The 23,381-nt window shown below is 68.2% G+C and carries 23 protein-coding genes; 20 read left to right on the top strand and 3 right to left on the bottom strand.

The features are described from left to right. The 6 genes from ACWPKK_RS01135 to rpmB all read left to right on the top strand — a co-directional run bounded on the left by ACWPKK_RS01135 (position 1) and on the right by rpmB (position 6,534). Positions 1 to 1,110, top strand: a complete 1,110-nt coding sequence (locus ACWPKK_RS01135; RefSeq protein ID WP_452000521.1) for a microcin C ABC transporter permease YejB — start codon at positions 1 to 3, stop codon at positions 1,108 to 1,110. Beyond that, positions 1,107 to 2,195, top strand: coding sequence for an ABC transporter permease (locus tag ACWPKK_RS01130; RefSeq protein WP_452000520.1), 1,089 nt, complete (start codon positions 1,107 to 1,109; stop codon positions 2,193 to 2,195). Before ACWPKK_RS01135 ends, ACWPKK_RS01130 begins: the two co-directional genes overlap by 4 nt. A gap of 172 nt (positions 2,196 to 2,367) precedes the next feature. Further along, positions 2,368 to 4,008 carry an ABC transporter ATP-binding protein gene (locus ACWPKK_RS01125; RefSeq protein WP_452000518.1) on the top strand — a complete coding sequence of 547 codons (1,641 nt, stop codon included), beginning with the start codon at positions 2,368 to 2,370 and terminating at the stop codon, positions 4,006 to 4,008. An 85-nt stretch (positions 4,009 to 4,093) separates the two neighbouring features. Further along, positions 4,094 to 5,092 carry a methylmalonyl Co-A mutase-associated GTPase MeaB gene (gene meaB, locus ACWPKK_RS01120; RefSeq protein ID WP_452000517.1) on the top strand — a complete coding sequence of 333 codons (999 nt, stop codon included), beginning with the start codon at positions 4,094 to 4,096 and terminating at the stop codon, positions 5,090 to 5,092. Positions 5,093 to 5,304: 212 nt separating this feature from the next. Continuing rightward, on the top strand, positions 5,305 to 6,000 hold the full coding sequence (locus ACWPKK_RS01115; protein WP_452000515.1) for a hypothetical protein: 696 nt from the start codon (positions 5,305 to 5,307) through the stop codon (positions 5,998 to 6,000). Positions 6,001 to 6,234: 234 nt separating this feature from the next. Beyond that, a complete protein-coding gene (gene rpmB, locus ACWPKK_RS01110) occupies positions 6,235 to 6,534 on the top strand; it encodes a 50S ribosomal protein L28 (RefSeq protein WP_012973047.1) in 300 nt (99 codons plus the stop codon). 295 nt (positions 6,535 to 6,829) lie between these two features. On the opposite strand, the gene ACWPKK_RS01105 is transcribed toward rpmB, so the two are convergent. Continuing rightward, positions 6,830 to 7,408, bottom strand: coding sequence for a regulatory protein RecX (locus ACWPKK_RS01105; RefSeq protein ID WP_324868878.1), 579 nt, complete (start codon positions 7,406 to 7,408; stop codon positions 6,830 to 6,832). 98 nt (positions 7,409 to 7,506) lie between these two features. Here ACWPKK_RS01105 and ACWPKK_RS01100 point away from each other — a divergent pair, with 98 nt between their 5' ends. The 8 genes from ACWPKK_RS01100 (at position 7,507) to ACWPKK_RS01065 (ending at position 13,460) form a co-directional block, all read left to right on the top strand. Beyond that, positions 7,507 to 8,310 carry an ABC transporter permease gene (locus ACWPKK_RS01100; RefSeq protein ID WP_452000513.1) on the top strand — a complete coding sequence of 268 codons (804 nt, stop codon included), beginning with the start codon at positions 7,507 to 7,509 and terminating at the stop codon, positions 8,308 to 8,310. A 139-nt stretch (positions 8,311 to 8,449) separates the two neighbouring features. Next, positions 8,450 to 9,607 carry an acetylornithine transaminase gene (locus ACWPKK_RS01095; protein WP_452004681.1) on the top strand — a complete coding sequence of 386 codons (1,158 nt, stop codon included), beginning with the start codon at positions 8,450 to 8,452 and terminating at the stop codon, positions 9,605 to 9,607. Beyond that, positions 9,604 to 10,548, top strand: coding sequence for an ornithine carbamoyltransferase (gene argF, locus ACWPKK_RS01090; RefSeq protein ID WP_452000512.1), 945 nt, complete (start codon positions 9,604 to 9,606; stop codon positions 10,546 to 10,548). The genes ACWPKK_RS01095 and argF overlap by 4 nt, the downstream gene beginning before the upstream one ends. Before the next feature lie 251 nt (positions 10,549 to 10,799). After that, positions 10,800 to 11,735, top strand: a complete 936-nt coding sequence (hslO, locus tag ACWPKK_RS01085; RefSeq protein ID WP_452000510.1) for an Hsp33 family molecular chaperone HslO — start codon at positions 10,800 to 10,802, stop codon at positions 11,733 to 11,735. A gap of 115 nt (positions 11,736 to 11,850) precedes the next feature. Next, a complete protein-coding gene (locus ACWPKK_RS01080) occupies positions 11,851 to 12,126 on the top strand; it encodes a type II toxin-antitoxin system ParD family antitoxin (protein WP_452000508.1) in 276 nt (91 codons plus the stop codon). After that, a complete protein-coding gene (locus ACWPKK_RS01075) occupies positions 12,123 to 12,437 on the top strand; it encodes a type II toxin-antitoxin system RelE/ParE family toxin (protein ID WP_452000506.1) in 315 nt (104 codons plus the stop codon). The genes ACWPKK_RS01080 and ACWPKK_RS01075 overlap by 4 nt, the downstream gene beginning before the upstream one ends. Positions 12,438 to 12,539: 102 nt before the next feature. After that, positions 12,540 to 13,136 carry a hypothetical protein gene (locus ACWPKK_RS01070; RefSeq protein ID WP_452000504.1) on the top strand — a complete coding sequence of 199 codons (597 nt, stop codon included), beginning with the start codon at positions 12,540 to 12,542 and terminating at the stop codon, positions 13,134 to 13,136. Between the two features lie 69 nt (positions 13,137 to 13,205). After that, on the top strand, positions 13,206 to 13,460 hold the full coding sequence (locus tag ACWPKK_RS01065; protein ID WP_324868871.1) for a hypothetical protein: 255 nt from the start codon (positions 13,206 to 13,208) through the stop codon (positions 13,458 to 13,460). 166 nt (positions 13,461 to 13,626) lie between these two features. Here the strand turns inward: ACWPKK_RS01065 and ACWPKK_RS01060 are convergent, their stop codons facing one another. Next, positions 13,627 to 15,519 carry a potassium transporter Kup gene (locus ACWPKK_RS01060; RefSeq protein WP_324868870.1) on the bottom strand — a complete coding sequence of 631 codons (1,893 nt, stop codon included), beginning with the start codon at positions 15,517 to 15,519 and terminating at the stop codon, positions 13,627 to 13,629. 297 nt (positions 15,520 to 15,816) lie between these two features. Here ACWPKK_RS01060 and ACWPKK_RS01055 point away from each other — a divergent pair, with 297 nt between their 5' ends. The 6 genes from ACWPKK_RS01055 to ACWPKK_RS01030 all read left to right on the top strand — a co-directional run bounded on the left by ACWPKK_RS01055 (position 15,817) and on the right by ACWPKK_RS01030 (position 22,918). Continuing rightward, entirely contained in the window at positions 15,817 to 16,878 is a 1,062-nt protein-coding gene (locus ACWPKK_RS01055) for a GGDEF domain-containing response regulator (RefSeq protein WP_452000501.1), read from the top strand. A 135-nt stretch (positions 16,879 to 17,013) separates the two neighbouring features. Beyond that, a complete protein-coding gene (locus tag ACWPKK_RS01050) occupies positions 17,014 to 17,580 on the top strand; it encodes a hypothetical protein (RefSeq protein WP_194911587.1) in 567 nt (188 codons plus the stop codon). Between the two features lie 25 nt (positions 17,581 to 17,605). Further along, entirely contained in the window at positions 17,606 to 18,127 is a 522-nt protein-coding gene (locus ACWPKK_RS01045) for a hypothetical protein (RefSeq protein WP_452000499.1), read from the top strand. A gap of 308 nt (positions 18,128 to 18,435) precedes the next feature. After that, a complete protein-coding gene (locus tag ACWPKK_RS01040; RefSeq protein WP_452000497.1) occupies positions 18,436 to 21,666 on the top strand; it encodes an error-prone DNA polymerase in 3,231 nt (1,076 codons plus the stop codon). Between the two features lie 131 nt (positions 21,667 to 21,797). Then, positions 21,798 to 22,175, top strand: coding sequence for a VOC family protein (locus tag ACWPKK_RS01035; RefSeq protein ID WP_452000495.1), 378 nt, complete (start codon positions 21,798 to 21,800; stop codon positions 22,173 to 22,175). 23 nt (positions 22,176 to 22,198) lie between these two features. Continuing rightward, positions 22,199 to 22,918 (top strand): helix-turn-helix transcriptional regulator, encoded by a 720-nt coding sequence (locus ACWPKK_RS01030; protein ID WP_452000494.1) that lies wholly within the window; start codon positions 22,199 to 22,201, stop codon positions 22,916 to 22,918. On the opposite strand, the gene ACWPKK_RS01025 is transcribed toward ACWPKK_RS01030, so the two are convergent. Continuing rightward, positions 22,902 to 23,318, bottom strand: coding sequence for a DUF2141 domain-containing protein (locus tag ACWPKK_RS01025; protein WP_452000492.1), 417 nt, complete (start codon positions 23,316 to 23,318; stop codon positions 22,902 to 22,904). The genes ACWPKK_RS01030 and ACWPKK_RS01025 overlap by 17 nt on opposite strands. Positions 23,319 to 23,381 lie beyond the last annotated feature (63 nt).

Raw genomic sequence — 23,381 nt, 5'->3', positions numbered from 1 at the left:
ATGCTGGCCTACATCATCCGCCGCCTGTTGCTGATCATCCCCACCCTGTTCGGGATCATGGTGATCAATTTCCTGATCGTTCAGATCGCCCCCGGCGGCCCGATCGAGCAGATGATCGCCCGCGTCCAGGGCACCGCGGTGGAGGCGACGTCCCGCATCGGCGGCACCGCCGGCGGCGACGCCAACACCGCCCAGCGCCAGAATCAGACCGCCGGCGACAGCGGCGGCAAGTATCGCGGTGCCCAGGGCCTGGACCCCGCCTTCATCAAGCAGCTGGAGAAAGAGTTCGGCTTCGACAAGCCGATCCACGAACGCTTCATCCACATGATGTCGAACTACATCATGTTCGATTTCGGAACCAGCTACTTCCGGGACCGCCGGGTGGTCGATCTGGTTTTGGAAAAGATGCCGGTGTCGATCTCGCTCGGCATCTGGACGACGCTGATCGTCTATCTGGTCTCCATTCCGCTGGGCATCGCCAAGGCGGTGCGCGACGGCCAGCCCTTCGACGTCTGGACATCCGGCGTGGTCATCGTCGGCTATGCCATCCCCAGCTTCCTGTTCGCGGTGCTGCTGATCGTGGTGTTCGCCGGCGGGCGCTATCTCGACTGGTTCCCCTTGCGCGGGCTGGTGTCCGACAATTGGGGCGACCTGCCCTGGTACAAGCAGATTCTCGACTATTTCTGGCACATGGCGCTGCCGGTGATTTCCATGGTGATCGGCGGCTTCGCCGGCCTGACCATGCTGACCAAGAACTCCTTCATGGAGGAGATCGGCAAACAATACGTCACCACCGCCCGCGCCAAGGGCCTGACGAAAAACCGCGTGCTGTACGGCCATGTCTTCCGCAACGCCATGCTGATCGTCATCGCCGGCTTCCCCGGCGCCTTTATCGGCATCCTGTTCACCGGCGCCATGCTGATCGAGGTGATCTTCTCGCTGGACGGGCTGGGCCTCCTGGGCTTCGAGGCAGCGATCAACCGCGACTATCCCGTGATGTTCGGCACGCTCTATTTCTTCACGCTGCTGGGGCTGATCATGAATCTGGTCGGCGACATCACCTATGTGATGGTCGATCCCCGCATCGACTTCGAATCGCGGAGGGTATGATGACTCCGCTGACCCGGCGCCGGCTGGCCAACTTCAAGGCGAACCGCCGCGGTTTCTGGTCCTTCTGGATCTTCCTGGTGCTGTTCGTCGTCTCGCTGGGGGCGGAGTTCATCGCCAACGACAAGCCGCTGCTGATCGAATACGAGAACCAGTATTACTGGCCGGTCTTCCAGACCTACCCCGAGACCACCTTCGGCGGGGAGTTCGAGACGGAGACCGATTACCGCGACCCCTATGTCCGCGACCTGATCCAGGCCAAGGGCTGGATGGTCTGGCCGCCGATCCCCTACAGCTACCGCACCATCAACTACAACCTGCCGGTCCCCGCCCCCGCCCCGCCGTCGGCCGACAACTGGCTGGGCACCGACGACCAGGGGCGCGACGTGGTGGCGCGGCTGATCTACGGCTTCCGCATCTCGGTGCTGTTCGGGCTGGTGCTGACCGCCTTCTCCTCCGTCGTCGGCGTGGCGGCCGGTGCGGTGCAGGGCTATTTCGGCGGGCTGACCGACCTGCTGTTCCAGCGCTTCATCGAGATCTGGCAGGGGCTTCCCACGCTGTTCCTGCTGATCATCCTGGCCAGCGTGGTGACGCCGACCTTCTGGTGGCTGCTGGGGCTGCTGCTGCTGTTCTCGTGGACGGCGCTGGTGCATGTGGTTCGGGCGGAGTTCCTGCGGGCGCGCAACCTCGATTACGTGCGCGCCGCCCGCGCGCTGGGCGCCGGCGACGTCACCATCATGGTGCGGCATGTGCTGCCCAACGCCATGGTGGCGACGCTGACCTTCATGCCCTTCATCCTCAACGGCTCGATCACCACCCTGACCGCGCTGGACTTCCTTGGATTCGGCCTGCCGCCCGGCTCGCCATCGCTGGGCGAACTGCTGGCCCAGGGCAAGGCCAACCTGCAGGCGCCGTGGCTGGGCCTGACCGCCTTCTTCGTGCTGGCGATCATGCTGAGCCTGCTGATCTTCATCGGCGAGGCGGTGCGCGACGCCTTCGACCCGCGCAAGACCATCGCCCAAATGTCGACGGCGATGCCGGGAGAGGCCGGCGCGGCTACGGCAGCGCGCAAGGAGGCGGCGGAGTGATGATGCTGGATGCCCCCTCCCTAACCCTCCCCCGCTTCGCGGGAGAGGGGACTCCGCTGCATTTTCCCAAAGCTCCTGCCCCCTCTCCCGCAAGGCGGGGGAGGGATGGGGAGGGGGCACCCGCGATGCACCTTCCGCCAACGAAGAAGGCCCAACAGCCCGAGAGCCCGACATGAGCCTGATGCCCCCCAACCCCGACCTGCTGTCCGTGCGGGGCCTGCGCGTCGATTTCCGGTCCGGTGCCGGCGCGACGCAGGCCGTCAAGGGCGTGTCCTTCGACATCCAGAAGGGCGAGACGGTGGCGCTCGTCGGCGAATCGGGCTCCGGCAAGTCGGTGACTGCCCTGTCGATCCTGCAGCTGCTGCCCTACCCGATGGCGCACCACCCCGCCGGCTCGATCCGCTTCCGCGACACCGAGTTGCTGGGCGCCGAGGAGAAGACCCTGCGGCAGGTGCGCGGCAACCGCATCGCCATGATCTTCCAGGAGCCGATGACCTCGCTGAACCCGCTCCACAGCATCGAGCGGCAGATCAACGAGACCCTGTTCCTGCACAAGCGCCTGTCGACCGGGGCCGCCCGCGCCCGCACGCTGGAGTTGCTGCGCCTCGTCGGACTGCCCGACCCGGAAAAGCGGCTGACCGCCTATCCGCACGAACTGTCGGGCGGCCAGCGCCAGCGCGTGATGATCGCCATGGCGCTGGCCAACGAGCCCGACCTGCTGATCGCCGACGAGCCGACGACGGCGCTCGACGTCACCATCCAGGCGCAGATCCTGGCGCTGCTGAAGGATTTGCAGAGCCGCTTCGGCATGGCGCTGCTGCTGATCACCCACGACCTGGGCGTGGTGCGCAAGATGGCGGACCGCGTTTGCGTGATGAACCAGGGCGAGATCGTCGAGCAGGCCAAGGTCGACGACCTGTTCATCCGCCCGCGCCACCCCTACACGCAAAAACTGCTGTCGGCCGAACCGCGCGGCAACCCGCTGTCGCCGCCGGAAGATGCTGCGGAGGTGATGGCCGCCGACAAGCTGAAGGTGCATTTTCCGATCAAGAAGGGGCTGCTGCGCCGCACCGTCGGCCATGTGAAGGCGGTGGACGGCGTCGACGTGGCGGTCCGCCGCGGCCACACGGTCGGCGTCGTCGGCGAATCGGGATCGGGCAAGACGACGCTGGGCCTGGCATTGCTGCGTCTGCACGCCAGCCAGGGCGCGATTCGCTTCGACGGCACCGACATCCAGGGATGGCAGCCGAAGCGCCTGCGGGGCTTGCGTCGCGAGATGCAGATCGTTTTCCAGGACCCCTATGGCAGCCTGTCGCCCCGCCTGTCGGTCGGCCAGATCATCGGCGAAGGGCTGGGCATCCACGGCATCGGCGACCGCGGCGAGCGCGAGGCGATGGTCGCCCGCGCGCTGGAGGAGGTCGGGCTGCCGCCCGAAGCCCGCAACCGCTACCCGCACGAGTTCTCCGGCGGCCAGCGCCAGCGCATCGCCATCGCCCGCGCCCTGGTGCTGAAGCCGAAATTCGTCGTGCTGGACGAGCCGACCTCGGCGCTGGACATGTCGGTGCAGGCGCAGATCGTCGATCTGCTGCGCGACATCCAGGCCCGCCACAACCTCGCCTACCTGTTCATCAGCCATGATCTGCGGGTGGTGCGGGCACTGTCCAGCCACGTCATGGTGATGAAGGACGGCAAGGTGGTCGAACAGGGTCCGACCCAGCGCATCTTCGAGGACCCGCAAGAGGAGTACACCCGCGCCCTGCTCGCCGCCGCGCTGAACCTGGAGGCGGTGGAGTCGCCGGCGGTGCGGACGTGAGTTGCGGGCGTGAGGCGGAGGCTTTATCCCGAACCGCTCCCTCGGGTAGGGTAGCCCTCCCCTCGCACTGACCGACGCCGATCCCATGACCGACACCGCCCCGCAAGACGCCGCCCGCCTCGCCGAAGCCGTCCGGTCGGGGGACCGGCGGGCGTTGGCGCGGGCGATCACGCTGATCGAATCGACGCGCGCCGACCATCGCGCCACCGCCGACGCGCTGCTGGCGGCGCTGCTGCCTTATACGGGCAACTCGGTGCGACTCGGGATCTCCGGCGTGCCGGGGGTCGGCAAATCGACCTTCATCGAGGCGTTCGGGCTGCATGTCATCGGGCTGGGGCACAAGGTCGCGGTGCTGGCGGTCGATCCGTCGTCGCAGCGCACCGGCGGCTCGATCCTGGGCGACAAGACCCGCATGGTCGATCTGTCGCGGGAGGCCGACGCCTTCATCCGTCCCTCCCCGGCAGGTGCGACGCTGGGCGGCGTGGCGCGGCGCACGCGCGAGGCGATGCTGATCTGCGAGGCCGCCGGCTTCGACGTGATCGTGGTGGAAACGGTCGGCGTCGGCCAGTCGGAGACCGCGGTCGCCGACATGGTCGACCTGTTCATGCTGCTGCTGCTCCCGGCCGGCGGCGATGAACTGCAGGGCATCAAGAAGGGCATCGTCGAGCTGGCCGACCTCGTCGTCGTCAACAAGGCCGATGGCGACCTCGCCGCCACCGCCCGCCACACCGTTGCCGACTACCGCCACGCGCTGGCCCTGCTGCGCCATGGCGACTGGCGGGTGCCGGTGCTCAGCTGCTCCGCCGTGAAGAAGGTGGGGATCGACACGGTGTGGGACACCATCGGCGAGCACAAGACCCTGACCGAGGCCAACGGCGCCCGCGCCACCCGCCGGGCGGAGCAGGCCCGCGCCTGGCTGTGGAGCGAGATCCGCGAGACGCTGATCGACCGCTTCCGCGCCCACCCCGCCGTGCGGGCCGATCTGGCGCGACTCGAGGAGGAGGTGACCGCCGGCACGACCATCCCGGCGGCGGCGGCACACACTCTCCTGGGGCGCTTCCTCGACCAAACAGGCGGCGCATAACCCGTTCAGCTTATGTTGCACCGCAACAAATTCGTTGCGCCGCACCAATCGTAGGGCTATTCTGCATCGGGCGGGAAAGGGGCGGCGTGCGCCGATTCGACCTTGTCGATCAGCGTCTGTCGCTTGGGCCGGGGTGCCCGCGGTCTCCTGGGGTTACGCCGGAGCGGCCTTTCCGTTTCCGCCAATGTGCCTTTTCTACGGGAGACAACGCCATGACCGCTCAGCCGACCCCCGCCGCCGTCCTGACCCTGCTCAAGACCAACGCCCAAACCACTGCCGCCAAATCCGCGCGTGTCGCCACCCTGGTCCAGGACGGCTATCGCCGCTGGTTCGACGGCGTGACCGCCTCGGTCAACGACGCCAGCCGTCTGGCCGCCGGGCTGGGCAAGGCCCGCACCCCTGCCGATCTGGCGGCGCTGCAGCGCGACTGGCTGTCCACCACCCAGGCCCGCGTGACCGAGAGCGTGCAGGGCTTCCTGGACGTCTCCACCAAGATCGCGGCCGAGATCACCACCCTGCCGGCGCCGGCCGCAGACGCGGCCCCGGTTGCCGCTCCGGCCCCGATGGCCGAGGTTCCGGCGCCCGCCCCGGTGACGGTCGCCGCCCCGGTGGCCGAGATGCCGAAGGCCGAAGTTCCCAAGGTCGAGGCCCCCGCTCCGGCCCCGGTCGTCGAGGCCCCGGAAGCTGCTCCGGAGCCCGCCCCGGTGAAGGCCGCGGAGACCGCTCCGGTCGCCGCCACCGCCGCCGCCAAGCCGGTCGAGGTTTCGGTCGAGACGCTGGTCGAGGCTGTGAAGGCCGAGAAGGCTGCTCCCGCAGCCCCCATCGCAGCCGAAGCGAAGGCCGCGGCCAAGCAGGCGCCCCGCCGCGCCGCCAAGCCGGCGTCGAAGACCTCCACCGCCGTGAACTGACACCCGTCAGGGACAAGGCATTTAGAGAAAGACCGGACGCGGCGCGTCTCTTCGGCAGATCGAAGAGGCCGCCGCGCTTCGACTCTCCACATTCCCGCGACGACTCAGGTTTTGATGGGTTCATCGCGGATCCCGGCTTGACGACGGCGCTTTTGTTCGACTATATAGCGGCCTCCTTCGGGCGGCAGGCCGTCCGTTACCGGGTTTCATTTGCTAAAGTAAAGGATCAGTCCGATGGCACGTCGGTGCTCCGTGACCGGCAAGGGCACGCAGTTTGGCAACAACGTCAGCCACGCCAACAACAAGAATCGCCGCCGCTTCCAGCCGAACCTCCAGGAAACGTCGCTGCTCAGCGACAGCCTGGGGCAGCTGGTGCGTCTGCGCCTCTCGGTGAACGCGATCCGCTCGATCGAGCACAAGGGCGGCCTCGACGCCTTCCTGCTCGACGCGAAGGACGCCGTGCTGAGCCTGGATGCCCGTCGCATCAAGCGCCGGATCTCCAAGGCCCAGGAGAAGCAGCAGGCCGCGGCCTGATCGCTTCCCGGCATCTGGGGCGCGTTTGGTGTGCTGAAGCGGAGCGCTTGCCGCTCCGCTAGCGAGATTTAGGACGCGTACAGGACGATTCCGACTCCCGGTAAGAGAGCGGCGCGCGACATCCGAAAGGGTGCCGCGCGTTTCGTCGTTTCCGGGGGGGTGTTGAGGGTGTGCAGCGTTAGACCCCCACCCCAACCCTCCCCCGCTGGGCGGGGGAGGGAGCTAGTGCTTGTGCGGGAGAGTGGTGGTAGTCCCTCCCCCGCCCAGCGGGGGAGGATAGGTGGGGGCCTAACTTTCACTCCCCCAACACCTCCTCGGGGTCCTCCGCATCCACCACCCGCCGGGCGATCTCATACCCGAAGCCGGCCCGCCCCAGCGCCGCCATGTCCTTCTCGCGGTGTGCTTCGCGCTGCTCCGGCCGCCGGTAGGGCCCCAGCCGCCGCCGCTTCGCCAGCGCCAGCGCCGCGGTCAGGTCCAAATCCGGCCCGACATCCTCGCGCAGGCTGTCCAGCGCCTTGTCGGCCTCGTCGCGGCCGATGCCCTTCCCAGCCAGCTTCTGCGCGATCAGCCGGGTGGAGGCGCCGCGGCGGTGAAGGCTCTCGGTCCGCATGCGGGCATAGGTCTCGTCGTTCAACAGGCCGCTGCGGACATAGCGGGCCAGCAACTCGTCGATCCAGCGCGCGCCCTCCTCGCGGTCGGTGCCGTGGGCCTTGGCCGACAGGTCGACCTTGCGCATCAGCACCCGGCGCAGGTTGGCGGTCGAACTGGCGAAGCGTTCCAGATAATGCAGCGCCGCGTTCTCCAGATACTGCGGCGTGACGCGCCTGGGCGGCTTGCGGGCCGGCGAAGATGGGCGCTTGTCGTCGGTGTTCATGGCAGTTCCTTCGGCGGCGCCGGTTGCCGGATGGGCGGGCGGCACGTACAGTCCGTGGCCTTATTCCGGCCGGTTCCCAACAGGCAGATCGTGACGCGATGACCCTTCCCCTTCCTCCCATGCCGCGCAACGTCGGTTCCGTCAACTGGATCGGCCTGTGGACGCTCTACGCACGCGAGGTACGGCGCTTCGTCAAGGTGCACCAGCAGACCGTCTGGGCCCCGGTGGTGACGACGCTGCTCTATTACGCGGTGTTCGCCCTGTCGCTCGGTTCCGCCGTGCGGATGGTCGGAGAGACGCCCTATCTGCAATTCCTGGCGCCCGGCCTGATCATGATGGCGATGGTGCAGAACGCCTTCGCCAACACCTCCTCCTCCATCGTGATCGCCAAGGTCCAGGGCAACATCGTCGACATCCTGATGCCGCCGCTGTCGCCGATGGAGCTGGTCAGCGGCTTCGTGCTGGGCGGCGTCACCCGCGGCATCGTGGTCGGCCTGGTGACCGGGCTGGCCATCTGGGCGGTGATCCCAATGCACATGCCGCATCCGGGCTTCGTGCTGTTCCACGCGGTAATGGCGTCGATGCTGCTGTCGCTGCTGGGTCTGGTCGGCGGCGTCTGGTCGGAGAAGTTCGACAACATCGCCGCGGTGACCAACTTCGTGGTGACGCCGCTGTCCTTCCTGTCCGGCACCTTCTATTCGGTCGACACCCTGCCGCCGGTCTTCTGGTGGATCGCCCATTTCGACCCGTTCTTCTACATGATCGACGGCTTCCGCTATGGCTTCATCGGCGTGTCCGACGGGTCGCGCTGGCTGGGCGTGATCGTGATGCTGGGGGTGAATGCCGGGCTGTGGTGGCTGGCCTGGCGCATGTTCAAGACGGGCTACAAGCTGAAGGCGTAAAACGCCGGAAAGTCTTGCGTCTTTTCCGCCCTATCCGTTGACAGAACCGATCTATCTTCGGATATTTGCCGTTCCCGGCGGCCAGCCATGGCCGCCGGATTTTCCTTTTTGGGAGACCAAAGCCGTGATCCCCGTCGTTATGCCCACATACGCCCGCGCCGACATCGTGTTCGAGCGTGGTCAAGGTCCGTATCTCTACGCGACCGACGGGCGACGATTCCTCGACTTCGCCGCCGGCGTCGCGGTGAACGCCCTGGGTCACGCGCATCCCTATCTGGTGGAAAAGCTGACCGAGCAGGCGAACAAGCTGTGGCACACCTCCAACCTGTTCCGGGTCGCCGGGCAGGAGAGCCTCGGCAAGCGCCTGACCGAGGCGACCTTCGCCGACACCGTGTTCTTCACCAACTCGGGTGCGGAAGCGTGGGAATGCGGCGCCAAGGCCGTCCGCAAGTACCACTATGACTCCGGCAACCCGCAGAAGAACCGCATCATCACCTTCGAGCAGGCCTTCCACGGCCGCACGCTGGGCGCCATCTCGGCCGCCAAGCAGGAGAAGCTGGTGCATGGCTTCGACCCGCTGCTGGATGGGTTCGACCAGGTGCCGTTCGGCGATCTCGACGCCGTGCGTGCCGCGATCACGCCCGCGACCGGCGGCATCTGCGTCGAGCCGATCCAGGGCGAGGGCGGCATCCGCGCCGGCTCGGTGGAGTTCCTGCGCGGCCTGCGCGCGCTGTGCGACGAGCATGGCCTTCTGCTGTTCCTGGACGAGATCCAGTGCGGCATGGGCCGGACCGGCAAGCTGTTCGCCCATGAATGGGCCGGCATCACGCCGGACGTCATGTGCGTCGCCAAGGGCATCGGCGGCGGTTTCCCGCTCGGCGCCTGCCTGGCGACGGAGCGTGCGGCGTCAGGCATGACCGCCGGCACCCATGGCTCGACCTATGGCGGCAACCCGCTGGCGACCGCCGTCGGCAACGCCGTGCTGGACGTCATGCTGGCGCCGGGCTTCCTGGACGACGTGCAGAAGACCTCGGCCTATTTGCGCGGCCGCCTGGAGGAACTGATCGCCAAGCATCCGGCGATGTTCCTGGAACTGCGCGGACAGGGCCTGATGCTGGGCCTCCGGCTTGGCCAGCCGGTGGGCGAGGTGGTGGCGAAGCTGCGCGCCAACGGCCTGCTGTCGGTTCCGGCCGGCGACAATGTGGTGCGGCTGCTGCCGCCCCTGAACATCGGCGATTCGGAAGTGAACGAAGCCGTCGGGATTCTCGACCGGACGGCGCAGGAGTGCGTGGGATGAGCGGCGACAACACCAATTCGGTCCGGCATTTTCTCGACATCGACCGGATGGACGGCGCCACGCTGCGCCGCCTGCTCGACCATGCCGTGCGCATCAAGGCCGACCTGAAGAAGGACCGGCTGGCCCATTCCACCCTGCTGGCCGGCCGCTCGCTCGCCCTGATCTTCGAAAAGCCGTCGACCCGCACCCGCGTGTCGTTCGAGGTCGGCATGCAGCAGTTCGGCGGCAACGTCGTGGTGCTGAAGCCCGACGACATGCAGCTGGGCCGCGGCGAGACCATCGGCGACACCGCCCGCGTGCTGTCGCGCTTCGTCGACGCCGTGATGGTCCGCACCACCGGCGAGGAGCGGGTGCATGAACTGGCTGCCCATGCCAGCGTGCCCATCATCAACGGCCTGACCGACCAGACCCACCCCTGCCAGATCATGGCCGACCTGATGACCTTCGAGGAGCATCGCGGTCCGATCAACGGCCGGACCGTCGCCTGGATCGGCGACTGCAACAACGTCGCGGTCAGCTGGGCCCATGCGGCCGTGCGTTTCGGCTTCGAGATGCGCCTCGCCTGCCCCACCGTCTACGGCCCGTCGCCGGAGCTGCTGGCCTGGGCGGAGCGCGAGGGCACCGGCCGTCTGGTCGTCACCGAATCGCCGGAAGAGGCGGTGCGCGGGGCCGAATGCGTCATCACCGACGCCTGGGCCTCCATGCACAACACCGACGTGGACGAGCGCGCGGCGATCCTCAGCCCCTATCAGGTCAACGAGGCGCTGATGGCGCACGCCCATCCCGAGGCGCTGTTCATGCACTGCCTGCCGGCCCACCGGAACGAGGAAGTGACCGACGGCGTGATCGACGGCCGCCATTCGGTGGTCTGGGACGAGGCAGAAAACCGCCTGCACGCCCAGAAGGCCATCCTCGGCTGGTGCATGGGCGTGCTGGACTGACGTTCTGCTTGCGTTAGCCCCCCACCCTAACCCTCCCCCGCTGGGCGGGGGAGGGAACAAGTGCTTGTGCGGGAGGGTAGCGGCAGTCCCTCCCCCGCCCAGCGGGGGAGGTTAGGTGGGGGTCTAACCTTCCCACACCACAGGCCACCCCCATGCATGGGTGCCCTGCCGGCCTTGATTCGGCCGCTCTCCACCCCGATCTTCGGCCCTACGCCTTCATTGCCGGTCTCTTGTCTTAAGGAATCCGCCCTATGGACGATCCGTCCGTCCGCCCGCTCACCGATGATTTTGTCCTGCCGTTCCAGATCGAGGCGTCGCGCCTGCGCGGCCGCGTCGTCAAGCTGGGGCCGGCTATCGACGAGATCCTGACCCGCCACGACTATCCGCCCACCGTCGCCCGCTTCCTGGCGGAGACGGCGACGCTCGCCGTGCTGCTCGCCAGCATGCTGAAGTACGAGGGCATCTTCACGCTCCAGACCAAGGGCGACGGGCCGATCCGCCTGATGGTGGCCGACGTCACCTCGGTCGGCGACGTGCGCGCCTATGCCCAGTTCGATCCGGAAGCACTGGCCAAGGCCGAGCGGGACGTCGATATCGCTCCGGCCGCGGCGCTGCTCGGCAAGGGCTACATCGCCTTCACGGTGGACCAGGGTCAGGACACCGACCGCTACCAGGGCATCGTCGAGTTGTACGGCAAGACGCTGACCGACTGCGTCCAGCACTACTTCCGCCAGTCGGAGCAGATCGACACCGGCCTGACCGTCTCGGTCGACCGCGAGGTGAAGCCGGACGGCACGCCCGGCCAGTGGCGCACCGGCGGCATCATGGTCCAGCGCCTGCCACAGGAGCAGGGTCTGGTCGCGTCCGACAAGGAAGACGACTGGCGCCGCGCCATGGTGCTGATGGCCAGCGTCACCGGCGACGAGCTGCTGTCGACCGACCTCGCCGCCTCCGACCTGCTCTACCGCCTGTTCCACGAGGACGGCGTGCGGACCTACGAGGGCCATGCGCTGCGCTTCGGCTGCCGCTGCTCGCGCGAGCGGGTGGAGAACATGTTGCGCAGCCTGCCCCGCGCAGAGGTGCAGGAGCTGAAGATCGACGACGGCCGGGTCGAGGTGACCTGCCAGTTCTGCTCGACCGACTACCACTTCACCGACGCGGATCTCGACCGCGTGTATGGCGCGTAAGCAGTATGAAGATGGCCGGTGCCGACAGGTGCCGGCCGTCCGCTTGCGCTCCCCGCCGGCTTCGCCCATACTCTATGTCAATCCTTGACATACGATCTTCATGGGGATGACGGCGATGGCGACCAACGTGCATCTCACCCCGGAATTGGAGCGGTTCGCCCGCGACTGTGTCGAAGGCGGGCGTTACAACAATGTGAGCGAAGTGGTGCGCTCCGGCCTGCGGCTGTTGCAGGAAGCCGAGGAGCGGCGGCGGACCTTCAACGCCATGCTGCTCCAGGCCGAATCCGAAGCTGATCGCGACGGCAGCATCGCCATCGACGATGTCCTTGCCGAAGCCGACGCGATCATCGACTCCAGCATCGCATCCCACAGCGGCTCCCGCGGCCGATGACCACAGCGCTGCTGTCGCCGGCGGCGCGCCGCGATTTGCTGTCGGCAATCCGCTGGATCTCCCAGGACAATCCCGGCGCCGCCCGCGCCTTGCGCGACACCATTGCCCGGACCGCGCAACGCATCGGCACTCATCCCCAGGTCGGAGTGCCCCGCCCGGACTTGGCCGCCCCGCCCTACCGCTTCGTCAGCCTGACCGGCTTCCCCTACATTGTCGTCTACAACGCCGAACGTCATCCGCCGCTGATCGTCCGCATCCTTCACTGCGCCCGCGACCTGCCGGTCGTGCTCGGCGATCTCCCGGACGGTTAATGCAGTCCGGAAGACGTCACCGGAATGGGTGTGATGCACCGGCCTGCCTTGCCGGCTATAGTGCCGCCCCTTTGTCCAACTTCTCCCTCACCCGGAGCCCCCATGCTGTCGCGCCGCTTTGCCCTTGCCGCCGGAACGGCCACCCTCCTGCTTGCCGCCTGCCAGAGCACCCCACCGCGGCCGGCGCCGCGGCCCGTCGATTTCTCCAATTTCGGGCCGGTCGTGCTGAATGCCGGCACCATCGACGTGGTCGACGCCTATCGCCCGATGGGGGCCAAGCATGTGGAGGGACGCTCCGCTGTTCCGCCGGCGGAGGCGGTGCGGCGCTGGGCGGCGGAGCGGCTGCAGGCAGCCGGCGGGAGTGGGCGCGTGCGCGTCACCATCCGCGACGCCAGCATCGTCGAGGTGGCGCTGCCCACCAAGAAGGGCATCACCGGCTATTTCAGCAACGATCAGGCCCAGCGCTATGACGGCCGGATCGAGGTGGAGATCACCGGCGAGGTGCCGGACACCGGCAATGGCGGCTTCCGCGGCGTGACACGTTCCACCGTCACCCATTCCACCACCGTGGCGGAGAACATCTCGCTGGCCGACCGCGAGGCGACCTTCCTCGACATCACCCGCCGGATGATGGACGACTTGAACGCCCGGCTCGACGCCGGCATCCGCAAGGATCTGGCGCCGATGGTGCGGCGGTGACCTCTTTGTAGGACTTGGCCCGACCCTTGCGATGGGGCACCCGACGTTTCGTCAGAACGGAGAGTGCCCATGCCGAAATTCGACCTCTACGTCGTCCGGCCGCCGGAAGGATCGGCCACCGTCACCGCCATTCCCGAGGAAAAACAGCAGGCGTCCCAGGCGGCGCTCCGCAACCTCAGCCGTTCCGGCTGCGTGGTGAAGCCCTTGGGCGGCATCGACCTGTCCTTCGTCAAGAAGTCGGAGGCGCAGATCAAGCTGGAACTGGCGGTGCGGCAGATGTTCGCCGCCTCCGCCTATAAGCCGCCGGTGTCGATCGTCTGGTGATGGGCGTCTGGTGATGGGCGTCCGGTAACGGCCAAGGTGAACGGCCAAGGTGAACGGCCAAGGTGAACGGCCAAGGTGAACGGCCTTCGGGCGGGGGCGGAAGAAAATGCCCCCGCCCGCCGTCCCGGCGCCATGGCGCGGCAGACTCTGCCGGGCCGAATCCGCCCTATATCTCAAGCTGCATGCCCAGCTCGACCACGCGGTTGGGCGGGATGCAGAAATACTCCGACGCGCTGGTCGACAGCTTCGACAGGAAGATGAACAGCGGCTCCTGCCAGCGCGGCAGTCCAAGCTTGCCGTGACTGCGGATCAGCGTCTCGCGGCTGACGAAATATGTGGTTTCCATCGGCTCGAACGGCAGGCCGGGAATCCGCTTCGTCTCCAGCGCCTGCGGGATGTCGGGTTCGTCCTTGAAACCGAAATGGACGATCAGCCGGAAGAATCCGGCGGACAGCGCCTTCAGTTCGAAGCGCTGCTCGTCCGGCACATGGGGCACGTCCTCGATATCGACGGTCAGCAGCACGACCCGCTGGTGCAGCACCTTGTAGTGCTTCAGGCTGTGCAGCAGCCCCGGCGGCAGGCCGCGCGGGTTGCCGGTCAGGAACACCGCGGTGCCCGGCACCCGCTGCACCGAGCCGGTCTTCAGCCGCTCCACCAGCAGATCGAAGGGCAGCGCATCCTCGGCCAGCCGCTTGCGCACCACCTCGCGCCCGCGCCGCCAGGTCGCCATCAGCAGGAAGACTGCCGCGCCGACCACCAGCGGGAACCAGCCGCCCTCCTCCACCTTGACGAGGTTGGCCAGGAACAGCGCCATGTCGACGGTCAGGAACACCGCCAGCGCCAGCACCGCCTGCCACAGCTTCCAGCGGCCGAGCGAGCGCGCGACCTTGTAGGCCAGCAGCGTGGTCGCCACCATCGTGCCCGTCACCGCGATGCCATAGGCGGCGGCAAGGTTGCTGGAGGTCTGGAAGGTCAGCACCAGCATGAGAACGCCGGCCAGCAGCAGCCAGTTCAGCTGCGGCATGTAGATCTGGCCCTTCTCATGCTCCGAGGTGTGCATCACCTCCATCCGCGGCAGATAGCGCAGGTGCATCGCCTGCAGCGTCACCGAATAGGCGCCGGAGATCACCGCCTGCCCGGCGATGATGGTCGCCGCGGTCGCCAGCAGCAGAAGCGGCACCTGCGCCCAGTCCGGCGCCAGATGGAAGAAGGGGTTCTCGATCGCGTCCGGTTCATGCAGCAGCAGGGCGCCCTGGCCGAAATAGCACAGCAGAAGCGACGGCAGCACCAGCACGTACCACGCGATGCGGATCGGCTTGCGGCCGAAATGGCCCATGTCGGCATAGAGCGCTTCCGCCCCCGTCACCGCCAGAACCACGGCCCCCAGCAGCAGGAAGCCGTGCCAGCCATGATTGAACAGCATCTCCACGGCATGGCCGGGCCAGACGGCGGCCAGGACGCCGGGATACCGCACGATCTGCCACAGCCCCAGCACGCCCAGCGTGATGAACCAGACCAGCATCACCGGCCCGAACAGCCGGCCGACCTTCTCCGTCCCGAAGCGCTGCAACACGAACAGCCCGATCAGGATGGTCAGGGTGATGGGGATGACGTAGTCGTCCAGGGCGGGGGCCACGACATGCAGCCCCTCCACCGCGCTCAGAACCGAGATGGCGGGGGTGATCAGGCTGTCGCCGTAGAACAGCGAGGCGCCCATCACGCCGATGGCCATGACGACGCCGGTGCGCCGGTGCCCCGGCCGCATGCCGCGCAACGCCAGCGCGGTCAGCGCCAGGATGCCGCCTTCGCCCTGGTTGTCGGCGCGCATGACGAAGACGACGTATTTCACCGTCACCGTGATGATCAACGCCCAGAAGATCAGCGACAGCACGCCCAGGATGACCTCCGGCACCAGCGGAAAGCCGCCGCCTTCGGTCAGGCATTCGCGCAGCGTGTAGAGCGGGCTGGTGCCGATGTCGCCATAGACGACACCCAGCGCCCCCAGCGCGAGCGCGCGCAGCTTCGCCGCATGCTCCCGCCCATCCATGCCTGCTTCCATAACCAGGTCCGCTCCTGTCCCGTTTCATTGCGTCCGCAAAGGACCGCCGCCAGCCGGCCCGGCACATCGTCCGGACCGATCATTGGCATACGCACAGCCATGCCTAAGGTGGCTCGCGGTGGCCGCGCAAGCACCGAATGGCGAAACGCGCCGCCGGCCGGTCCGATCCCATGCCAGTTACACCCTTTCGGTGGTCCATTCCCATGCGACGGAGCGCGGCACTCGGCACCGTTGCATCCGGAGCGCCGACATGCTTCCATTCATACGTGTACCGCGCGGAGCTCCGAGCCGGCAGCCATGTCCAACGATTTCCTGTTCGCCTCGGACGAGTCCCCCGCAGCACCGCTCACGGACCGATCCGACTCCGACACTCCGGACCCTCACTCCCCGCCCTGGCTGGTGCTGGTCGCCGATGACGAGCCGGAGGTGCATGCCGTCACCCGGCTGGCGTTGGCCCGCCTGCGCTTCCGCGGCCGTCCCGTCCGCCTGCTGGACTGCACCAGTGCCGCGGAGGCGGAGCGGATCCTGCGGGAAACGCCCGGCATCGCGGTCATCCTGCTCGACGTGGTGATGGAGACGGAGGATGCCGGCCTGCGGCTGGTCCGCACCATCCGGGAAGACCTGGGCAACCGGGCCGTCCGCATCGTCCTGCGCACCGGCCAGCCCGCGCAGGTCCCGGAGGAGGACCTCGTCCTCGCCTATGAGATCGACGGCTACACCGCGAAGACGGAGCTGACCGCCCGCCGGCTGTTCACCAGCGTGGTGACGGCGTTGCGCGCCTACGCTGCCCTCGAGGCGCTGGAGGGGCAGCTCGCCGAGCGCACCCGCGCGCTGGAGGAGGCGACCGTCCGCCTGAACCGGCTGGCGGTGCTGGATCCGCTGACCGGCGTGTGGAACCGCCGCCGCTTCCTGGAACTGGCGGCGGCGGAACTGGCGCGGGCGCGGCGCTATGGCCGGCCGCTGACGGTCTTCCTGCTCGACCTCGACGGGTTCAAGGCGGTCAACGATGCCCATGGCGATGCCGCCGGCGACACGGTGCTGCGCGCGGTGGTGAAGCGGATGCGGGCGGCGCTGCGCATCTCCGACCATGTCGCCCGTTCCGGCGGGGAGGAGTTCGTCGTGCTGCTGCCGGAGACCGACTCCGCCGGTGCCGCCGTGGTGGCGGAACGGGTGCGCGCCGCCCTGGCCGGCAGCCCCATCGTCGTGGACGACCGCGCCATATCCGTCACCGCCAGCATCGGCATCGCCCACTGGCTGCCCGGCGAACCCGGCGTCGAACAGACCCTGCACCGCGCCGAGCGGGCGCTCCAAGCTGCCAAGCAGGCCGGCCGCAACCGGGTGGAACGCGCGGTGGGATAGCCGGTCCGATCCCGGCAGTGGGGTGTTTCATGTGAAATATCGTTACAGCGCGGCGATTGAACGGCGGGGAACTAGGGGTTACTCCTATCGTTGGAGGCATCCATCCGGATGTTGCTCCCGATCAGGGGTTCGCACATGTGGCAGGACTACGGCAACGCGCTCATCTCCGCCTTCGGGCTGGCGGGCCTGGGGTTCGGCATCGGCAAGCTCGTCATCGTGCTCGGTGAGCGCGCCATCGAGCGCCGCCACGGGTCGGAGGGGGTGCGCGACGTCATCGCCCGCCGCGCCAAGATGGAAACGAAGTTCGAAGCCCGCCGTGCCGACCGCATCCGGGAGCTGAAGGAGCTGGACGGCACGGTGGAGGACGTTCTGCGCCGCCGCAAGGTTATGGAACGCCAGATCGAGGACTCGCGGCAGTCCGGCGAACGGCTGGTCCGCCTGATCGGCGAGGAGGTCCAGGGCAGCCCCTGCTACGTCGCGATGGTCGTGAACAAATATGTCGGCACCGGCGCCGCCCAGCAGAGCCAGCATGCGCTGGTCGACCCCACTTGGGCCCAGCCGCAGATGATCGAGGTGTGGGCGCGGTCGATGGCGGAGGCGCGGACGGAGATCGAACGGCGCTACCCCCCGGCCTTCGGTTATGCGGTGACCCGGATGCAGGAGTTCCTGTCCGCCGATGCTCCCGTCGCCAAGGCCGGTTGAGATCCGGTTGAGATAAGGACGCGCCATGGACAGCATGCCCTACATCTTCGCCGGTCTGGTCGGCCTCGCCTCCCTGTCCGTTTCGATTCTGCTGGCCATGCGCCGGCTGAAGACCTCGGAGGAGCGGATCGCCAACGCCGTCTCGCGCAAGCAGGCGCAGGTGGAGCGGATCAAGAAGGTCGCCCGCGTCACGCTTCAGCAGGCCCGCGACCTGCGCGACGCCCGCCGCCGCAAGGCGATGGCCGAGCTGGGTTGCGAGGATCTGGAACAGCGCCTGAAGGCCGCCGGTGCCGCCGACCGCCGCATCTATGTGCTGGACGACCGACGCACCCAGAAGGACCAGGGCTGGCTTCTGCGGGTGGTCAACATCGAATACGGCGCCCGCGTCAATGCCAACCTCACCCCCACCGCGCTGGACAGCTGGAAGCGCGGCCGCCGCTTCCTGGTCTGGGCGCTGGACGAGAAGAAGGCCCGCGAGAAGGTCCACTCCCGGCTTCCGGAGAACAAGGGCTTCACGGTCATGGGCGTGGAGTCCTATCTGGGGTGAAGTGTCGGCTGACGATGCCCCCACCTAACCTCCCCCGCTCTCGGTCGACCGAAGGTCGATCCGATCACGGGGGAGGGACTGCCGCCGCCCTTCCAAACAAGCACTTAATCTCCTCCCCCGCCCAGCTCTCGCACAAAGCTACGCTTTGTGCTGACGCGGCAGGCGGACCGTAGGTCCGCTGAGAGCGGGGGAGGGTCAGGGTAAGGGCAATCGAAGCCGACACGCCCCCGCCACAATAATGACACCAATCCCATTTCCGGACTATCATCCCTGCGCGCACCCATCCGCCAGCGCCGGGGAGCCTTGCCATGATCCGCTACGCCGAACTGCAGGTCGCCACCAGCTTCAGCTTCCTGGAGGGGGCGTCGCACCCTGACGAGTTGGCGCTGACCGCGGCCGCACTCGGGCTGGCGGCGGTGGGGGTGACGGACCGCAATTCGCTGGCCGGCGTGGTGCAGATGCATGCGGCGGCGAAGAAGGCGGGCATCCGGGCGCTGATCGGCTGCCGGCTGGACCTGACCGACGCCGACAGCCTGCTGGCCTACCCGACCGACCGCGCCGCCTATGCCCGGCTGTCGCGGCTGCTGACGCTGGGCAAGATGCGGGCGCCGAAGGGGGAGTGCTTCATCGCCCGCGCCGACGTGCTGGCCCATGCCGAGGGCATGCTGTTCCTGCTGCTGTCCCCCGACCGGCGCGACGAGTCGTTCCTGCGCGAGCTGCGCGCCTGGCGCGGCGGGCTGGCGCGCGGGCAGCTCTATCTGGCGGCGAGCCACCGTTACCAGGGCGACGACGGCCGCCGGTTGCGCTGGCTGGCCGGGCTGGGGGAGGCGGAGGGGGTGCCGCTGGTCGCCACCAACGACGTGCTCTATCACGGCGCCGGACGGCGGGCGCTGGCCGACGTGATGACCTGCATCCGCCACCACACCACCATCGACGAGGCCGGCTGGCGGCTGTCCGCTAATGCCGAGCGCCACCTGAAGCCGGCCGTCGAGATGGTCCGCCTGTTCCGCGACCACCCCGACGCCGTCGCCCGCAGCCTGGAGATCGCCGAAGCCTGCCGCTTCTCGCTGGACGAGCTGCGCTATGAATACCCCGACGAGGTGGCGGAGGGACGCGACTCCCAGGACACGCTGGTCACCCTGACCTGGGAGGGCGCGGCAAAGAAGTATCCGGACGGAGTCCCCGACAAGGTCCGTGCCGCAGTCGAGCATGAACTGGCCCTGATCGGGGAGCTGCGCTACGCCCCTTATTTCCTGACCGTCCACGACATCGTCCGATTCGCGAAGGGCCAGGGCATCCTGTGCCAGGGGCGGGGCAGCGCCGCCAACTCCGCCGTCTGCTATTGCCTGGACATCACCGCGGTCGATCCCGCCCGCTTCGACCTGCTGTTCGAGCGCTTCATCTCCGCCGCCCGCAACGAGCCGCCGGACATCGACGTCGATTTCGAGCATGAGCGGCGCGAGGAGGTGATCCAGTACATCTACAAGAAGTACGGCCGCGCCCGCGCCGGGCTGACCGCCACCGTCATCCGCTACCGCGCCCGCGGTGCCTTGCGCGAGGTCGGCAAGGCGATGGGGCTGTCGGCCGATCTGGTGGCGCGGCTGACCGGCTCGATCTGGGGCTGGAGCAGCCAGGGTGTGGACGAGGAGCGCGCCCGCTCGCTCGGCGTCGATCCCGACGACCCGAGGCTCAGGCGGACCCTGGAACTGGCGCAGGAGCTGATGGGCTTCCCCCGCCACCTGTCGCAGCATGTCGGCGGCTTCGTCATCACCCGTGGCCCGCTGTCCGACCTCTGCCCGGTCGCCAACGCGGCGATGAAGGACCGCACCACCATCGAATGGGACAAGGACGACATCGACGCGCTGGGCATCCTGAAGGTCGACATCCTGGCGCTGGGCATGCTGACCTGCGTGCGCAAGGCCTTCGACCTGATCGAGCAGGTGCATGGGCAACGCTGGACGCTGGACAGCCTGCCCAAGGAGGACCCGGCGGTCTACGACATGCTCTGCCGCGCCGACAGCCTGGGCGTTTTCCAGGTCGAAAGCCGCGCGCAGATGAGCATGCTGCCCCGGCTGCGCCCGCGGGAGTTCTACGATCTGGTGATCGAGGTCGCCATCGTCCGCCCCGGCCCGATCCAGGGCGGCATGGTCCATCCCTACCTGCGCCGCCGCAGCAAAGTGGAGCCGGTAACCTACCCGATGCCGGCGCTGGAGCCGGTCCTCTACAAGACGCTGGGCGTGCCACTGTTCCAGGAACAGGCAATGAAGGTCGCCATGGTCGGCGCCGGCTTCACCGCCGAGGAGGCCGACCAGCTGCGCCGCGCCATGGCGGCCTTCCGCAAGACCGGAAAGGTCCAGCTGTTCCACGACAAGTTCATCGCCGGCATGACCGCCAACGGCTGCGACCTCGCCTTCGCCGAACGTTGTTTCCAACAGATCGAGGGCTTCGGCGAATACGGCTTCCCGGAAAGCCACGCCGCCAGCTTCGCGCTGCTGGTCTATGTCTCCGCCTGGATCAAGCGCCACCACCCCGCCATCTTCGCCGCCGCCCTGCTGAACAGCCAGCCGATGGGCTTCTACGCCCCGGCCCAGATCGTCCGCGACGCGCGGGAGCATGGCGTGACCGTGTTGCCGCCGGATGTGAATGTGTCGGGATGGGATTGCGCGGTGGAGGTTGCGGAACAATCCCTTCTCCCCCCCGGGGAGAAGGTTAGGATGAGGGGGTTCGGCAACGCCGAAGAGATCCTCGAAACGCATCCCCCTCACCCCGACCCTCTCCCCGGGGGGGAGAGGGGGAAAAGCCCAAGCCTCCGCCTCGGCCTCCGTCTCATCAAGGGTTTCACCGAGTCGCAGGCCGACGCCCTCGTCCTGTCCCGCGCCGGCGGCTACCGCGATCCCTACGACCTGTGGCGCCGCGCCCGCCTGCCGGTCGCGGCCTTGGAAAAGCTCGCGAAGGCCGACGCCTTCCGCTCCGTCGGGCTGGACCGCCGGGCCGCGCTGTGGGCGGTGCGGGCGCTGGGCGACCAGCCGCTGCCGCTGTTCGCCCGCCTGGACGGCCCGATGGCGGAGGAGCCCGAAGCCACCCTGCCCGCCATGGCGCTGGGGGAGCATGTGGTGATGGACTACACCAGCCTGTCGCTGTCGCTGAAGGCCCACCCGCTGGCCCTGCTGCGCGACGGCCTGCCCGGCATCACCCCGGCGGAGCGGCTGGCCCGGACGCGCGACGGCCGGCGGCTGACCACCGCCGGCCTCGTCCTGGTGCGCCAGCGGCCGGGCAGCGCCGAGGGTGTCGTCTTCATCACGCTGGAGGACGAAACCGGGGTCGCCAACCTCGTCGTCATGCCCGACGCCTTCGAGACCTTCCGCCGCCCGATCATGACCGCGAGGCTGATGGCCGCCACCGGCCGGGTGCAGAACCACGAGGGGGTCGTGCATCTGCGCGTGGAATCGCTGCTCGACCTGACCCACCGGCTGTCCGAGCTGACCGGCGAGGACCGGCCTGCCGCCGGCTCCTTCTCCAAGGGCCGCAATTTTCATTGAAGGGACCGGCCATTTTAATTCAGCCAACTGATTGCTCCTGACATCACGCTGTCAGGAGGGGGTGTGCTATCAAGGGGGCGTGCCGGCACGAACCACGAACATCCCTTCCCCACATGTCAGGAGCCCGTTCCATGAACAACCCGCATGTCGCCACCTGGTTCGAAATTCCCGCCGCCGACCTCGCCCGTGCCGTGCGCTTCTACGAGGAGGTCTTCGCCACCAAGATGGTCCAGGAGCCCTGCCCCAGCGGCATGAAGATGGCCGTCTTCCCGGCCGACGGCGAAGCCGTGAAGGGCTGCCTGATCCAGCACGAGTCGTGCAAGCCCAGCGCCGACGGCACCACCGTCTACCTGAACGGCGGCGACGACCTGTCCGCCCCGCTGGCCCGTGCCGAGCAGGCCGGCGCCACCATCGTCGTGCCGAAGACGTTGATCACGCCGGAAATCGGCTATTTCGCCCAGTTCATCGACAGCGAGGGCAACCGCGTCGGCCTCTATTCGATGCACTGATCCCGCTGCCCTGAGCCGCTTCCATGCGCCGCGCCGACCGCCTGTTCCAGATCGTCCAGCATCTCCGCAAGGGGCGGCTGGTGACGGCTGCCGAGTTGGCGCGCTGCCTGGAGGTGTCGGAGCGCACCGTCTATCGTGACATGCGCGACCTCGCCTCCTCCGGCGTGCCGGTGGAGGGCGAGGCCGGCGTCGGCTATCTGCTGCGCGACGGCTATGACCTGCCGCCGCTGATGTTCACCCGGGACGAGGTGGAGGCGCTGGTGGTCGGCGCCCGCCTTGCCCGCGCCTGGGTCGGCGGCGCGCTGGCCGATGCCGCCGCCCGCGCGCTGGACAAGGTGGAGGCGGTGGTGCCGGAGGCGAGGCGGCGCGAGTTGGCCGACAGCCGCGTCTTCGTTCCCGACTTCTCCTTCCCCGCCCCCTTGCGCGAGCGGATGGACGTGCTGCGTTGCGCCATCAACGCCAGGCGCGTCGTGCTGTTCGACTACCGGCGCGAGGACGGCACCCATTCCGCCCGCGCGGTCCAGCCGCTGGGCCTGTTCTTCTGGGGCCGGGTCTGGACGCTGGGCGCCTGGTGCGAACTGCGCGAGGAGTTCCGCAGCTTCCGCATCGACCGCATGGAGACCCTGATGGCCCTGGAGCGCCGATTCGACGAAATCCCCGGCCGCGGCCTGGAGGACTATCTCGCCCGCTGGCGCGAGGAGGGCTCATGCGCGGGGGTGAGCCCTCTCACTCCACCAGCTTGATCTCCGTCGTCGCCACGCCCGACGCGCCGACCGGCACCGCATAGTCGTCGAAGCTCGGCGGGCCGAAGCTGCCGCGGGCGGAGCGGCTGAATCCGTGCGGTTCGGCGGGGATGCCGAACAGGCCGGTGGCGAGTTCCCCGTTGTTGTCCAGGTCCTGGAAGGCGATCAGCCCATAGCGCCCGGCCGGCAGGTCGGGGAAGACCGCGACCAGATCCGTCCCCACCGCCGCGGCGAAATAGCCGGCGCGCGGCGCCTTCGCCGCCTGGGCCTCGGCGCTGTCGAACAGCGCGATCATCACCTTGCCCTGATTGGGCTTGACGTTGCGGACGGTTGCGCGAAGCTCCCCGGCGGCGGCCGTACCCGCGGTTGCCAGCACCAGCAGCGTCACCGGGGCGATCATCCTTGCGAACCTACGGCTTGCAAACCAACGCGCGAACCAACGGCGTGCCTTCATTCCCCGATC

It is taken from the genome of Azospirillum largimobile (assembly GCF_977007025.2).
The sequence above is the reverse complement of the archived record's forward strand: the minus strand, read 5'-3'. Positions and strand labels throughout refer to the sequence as shown.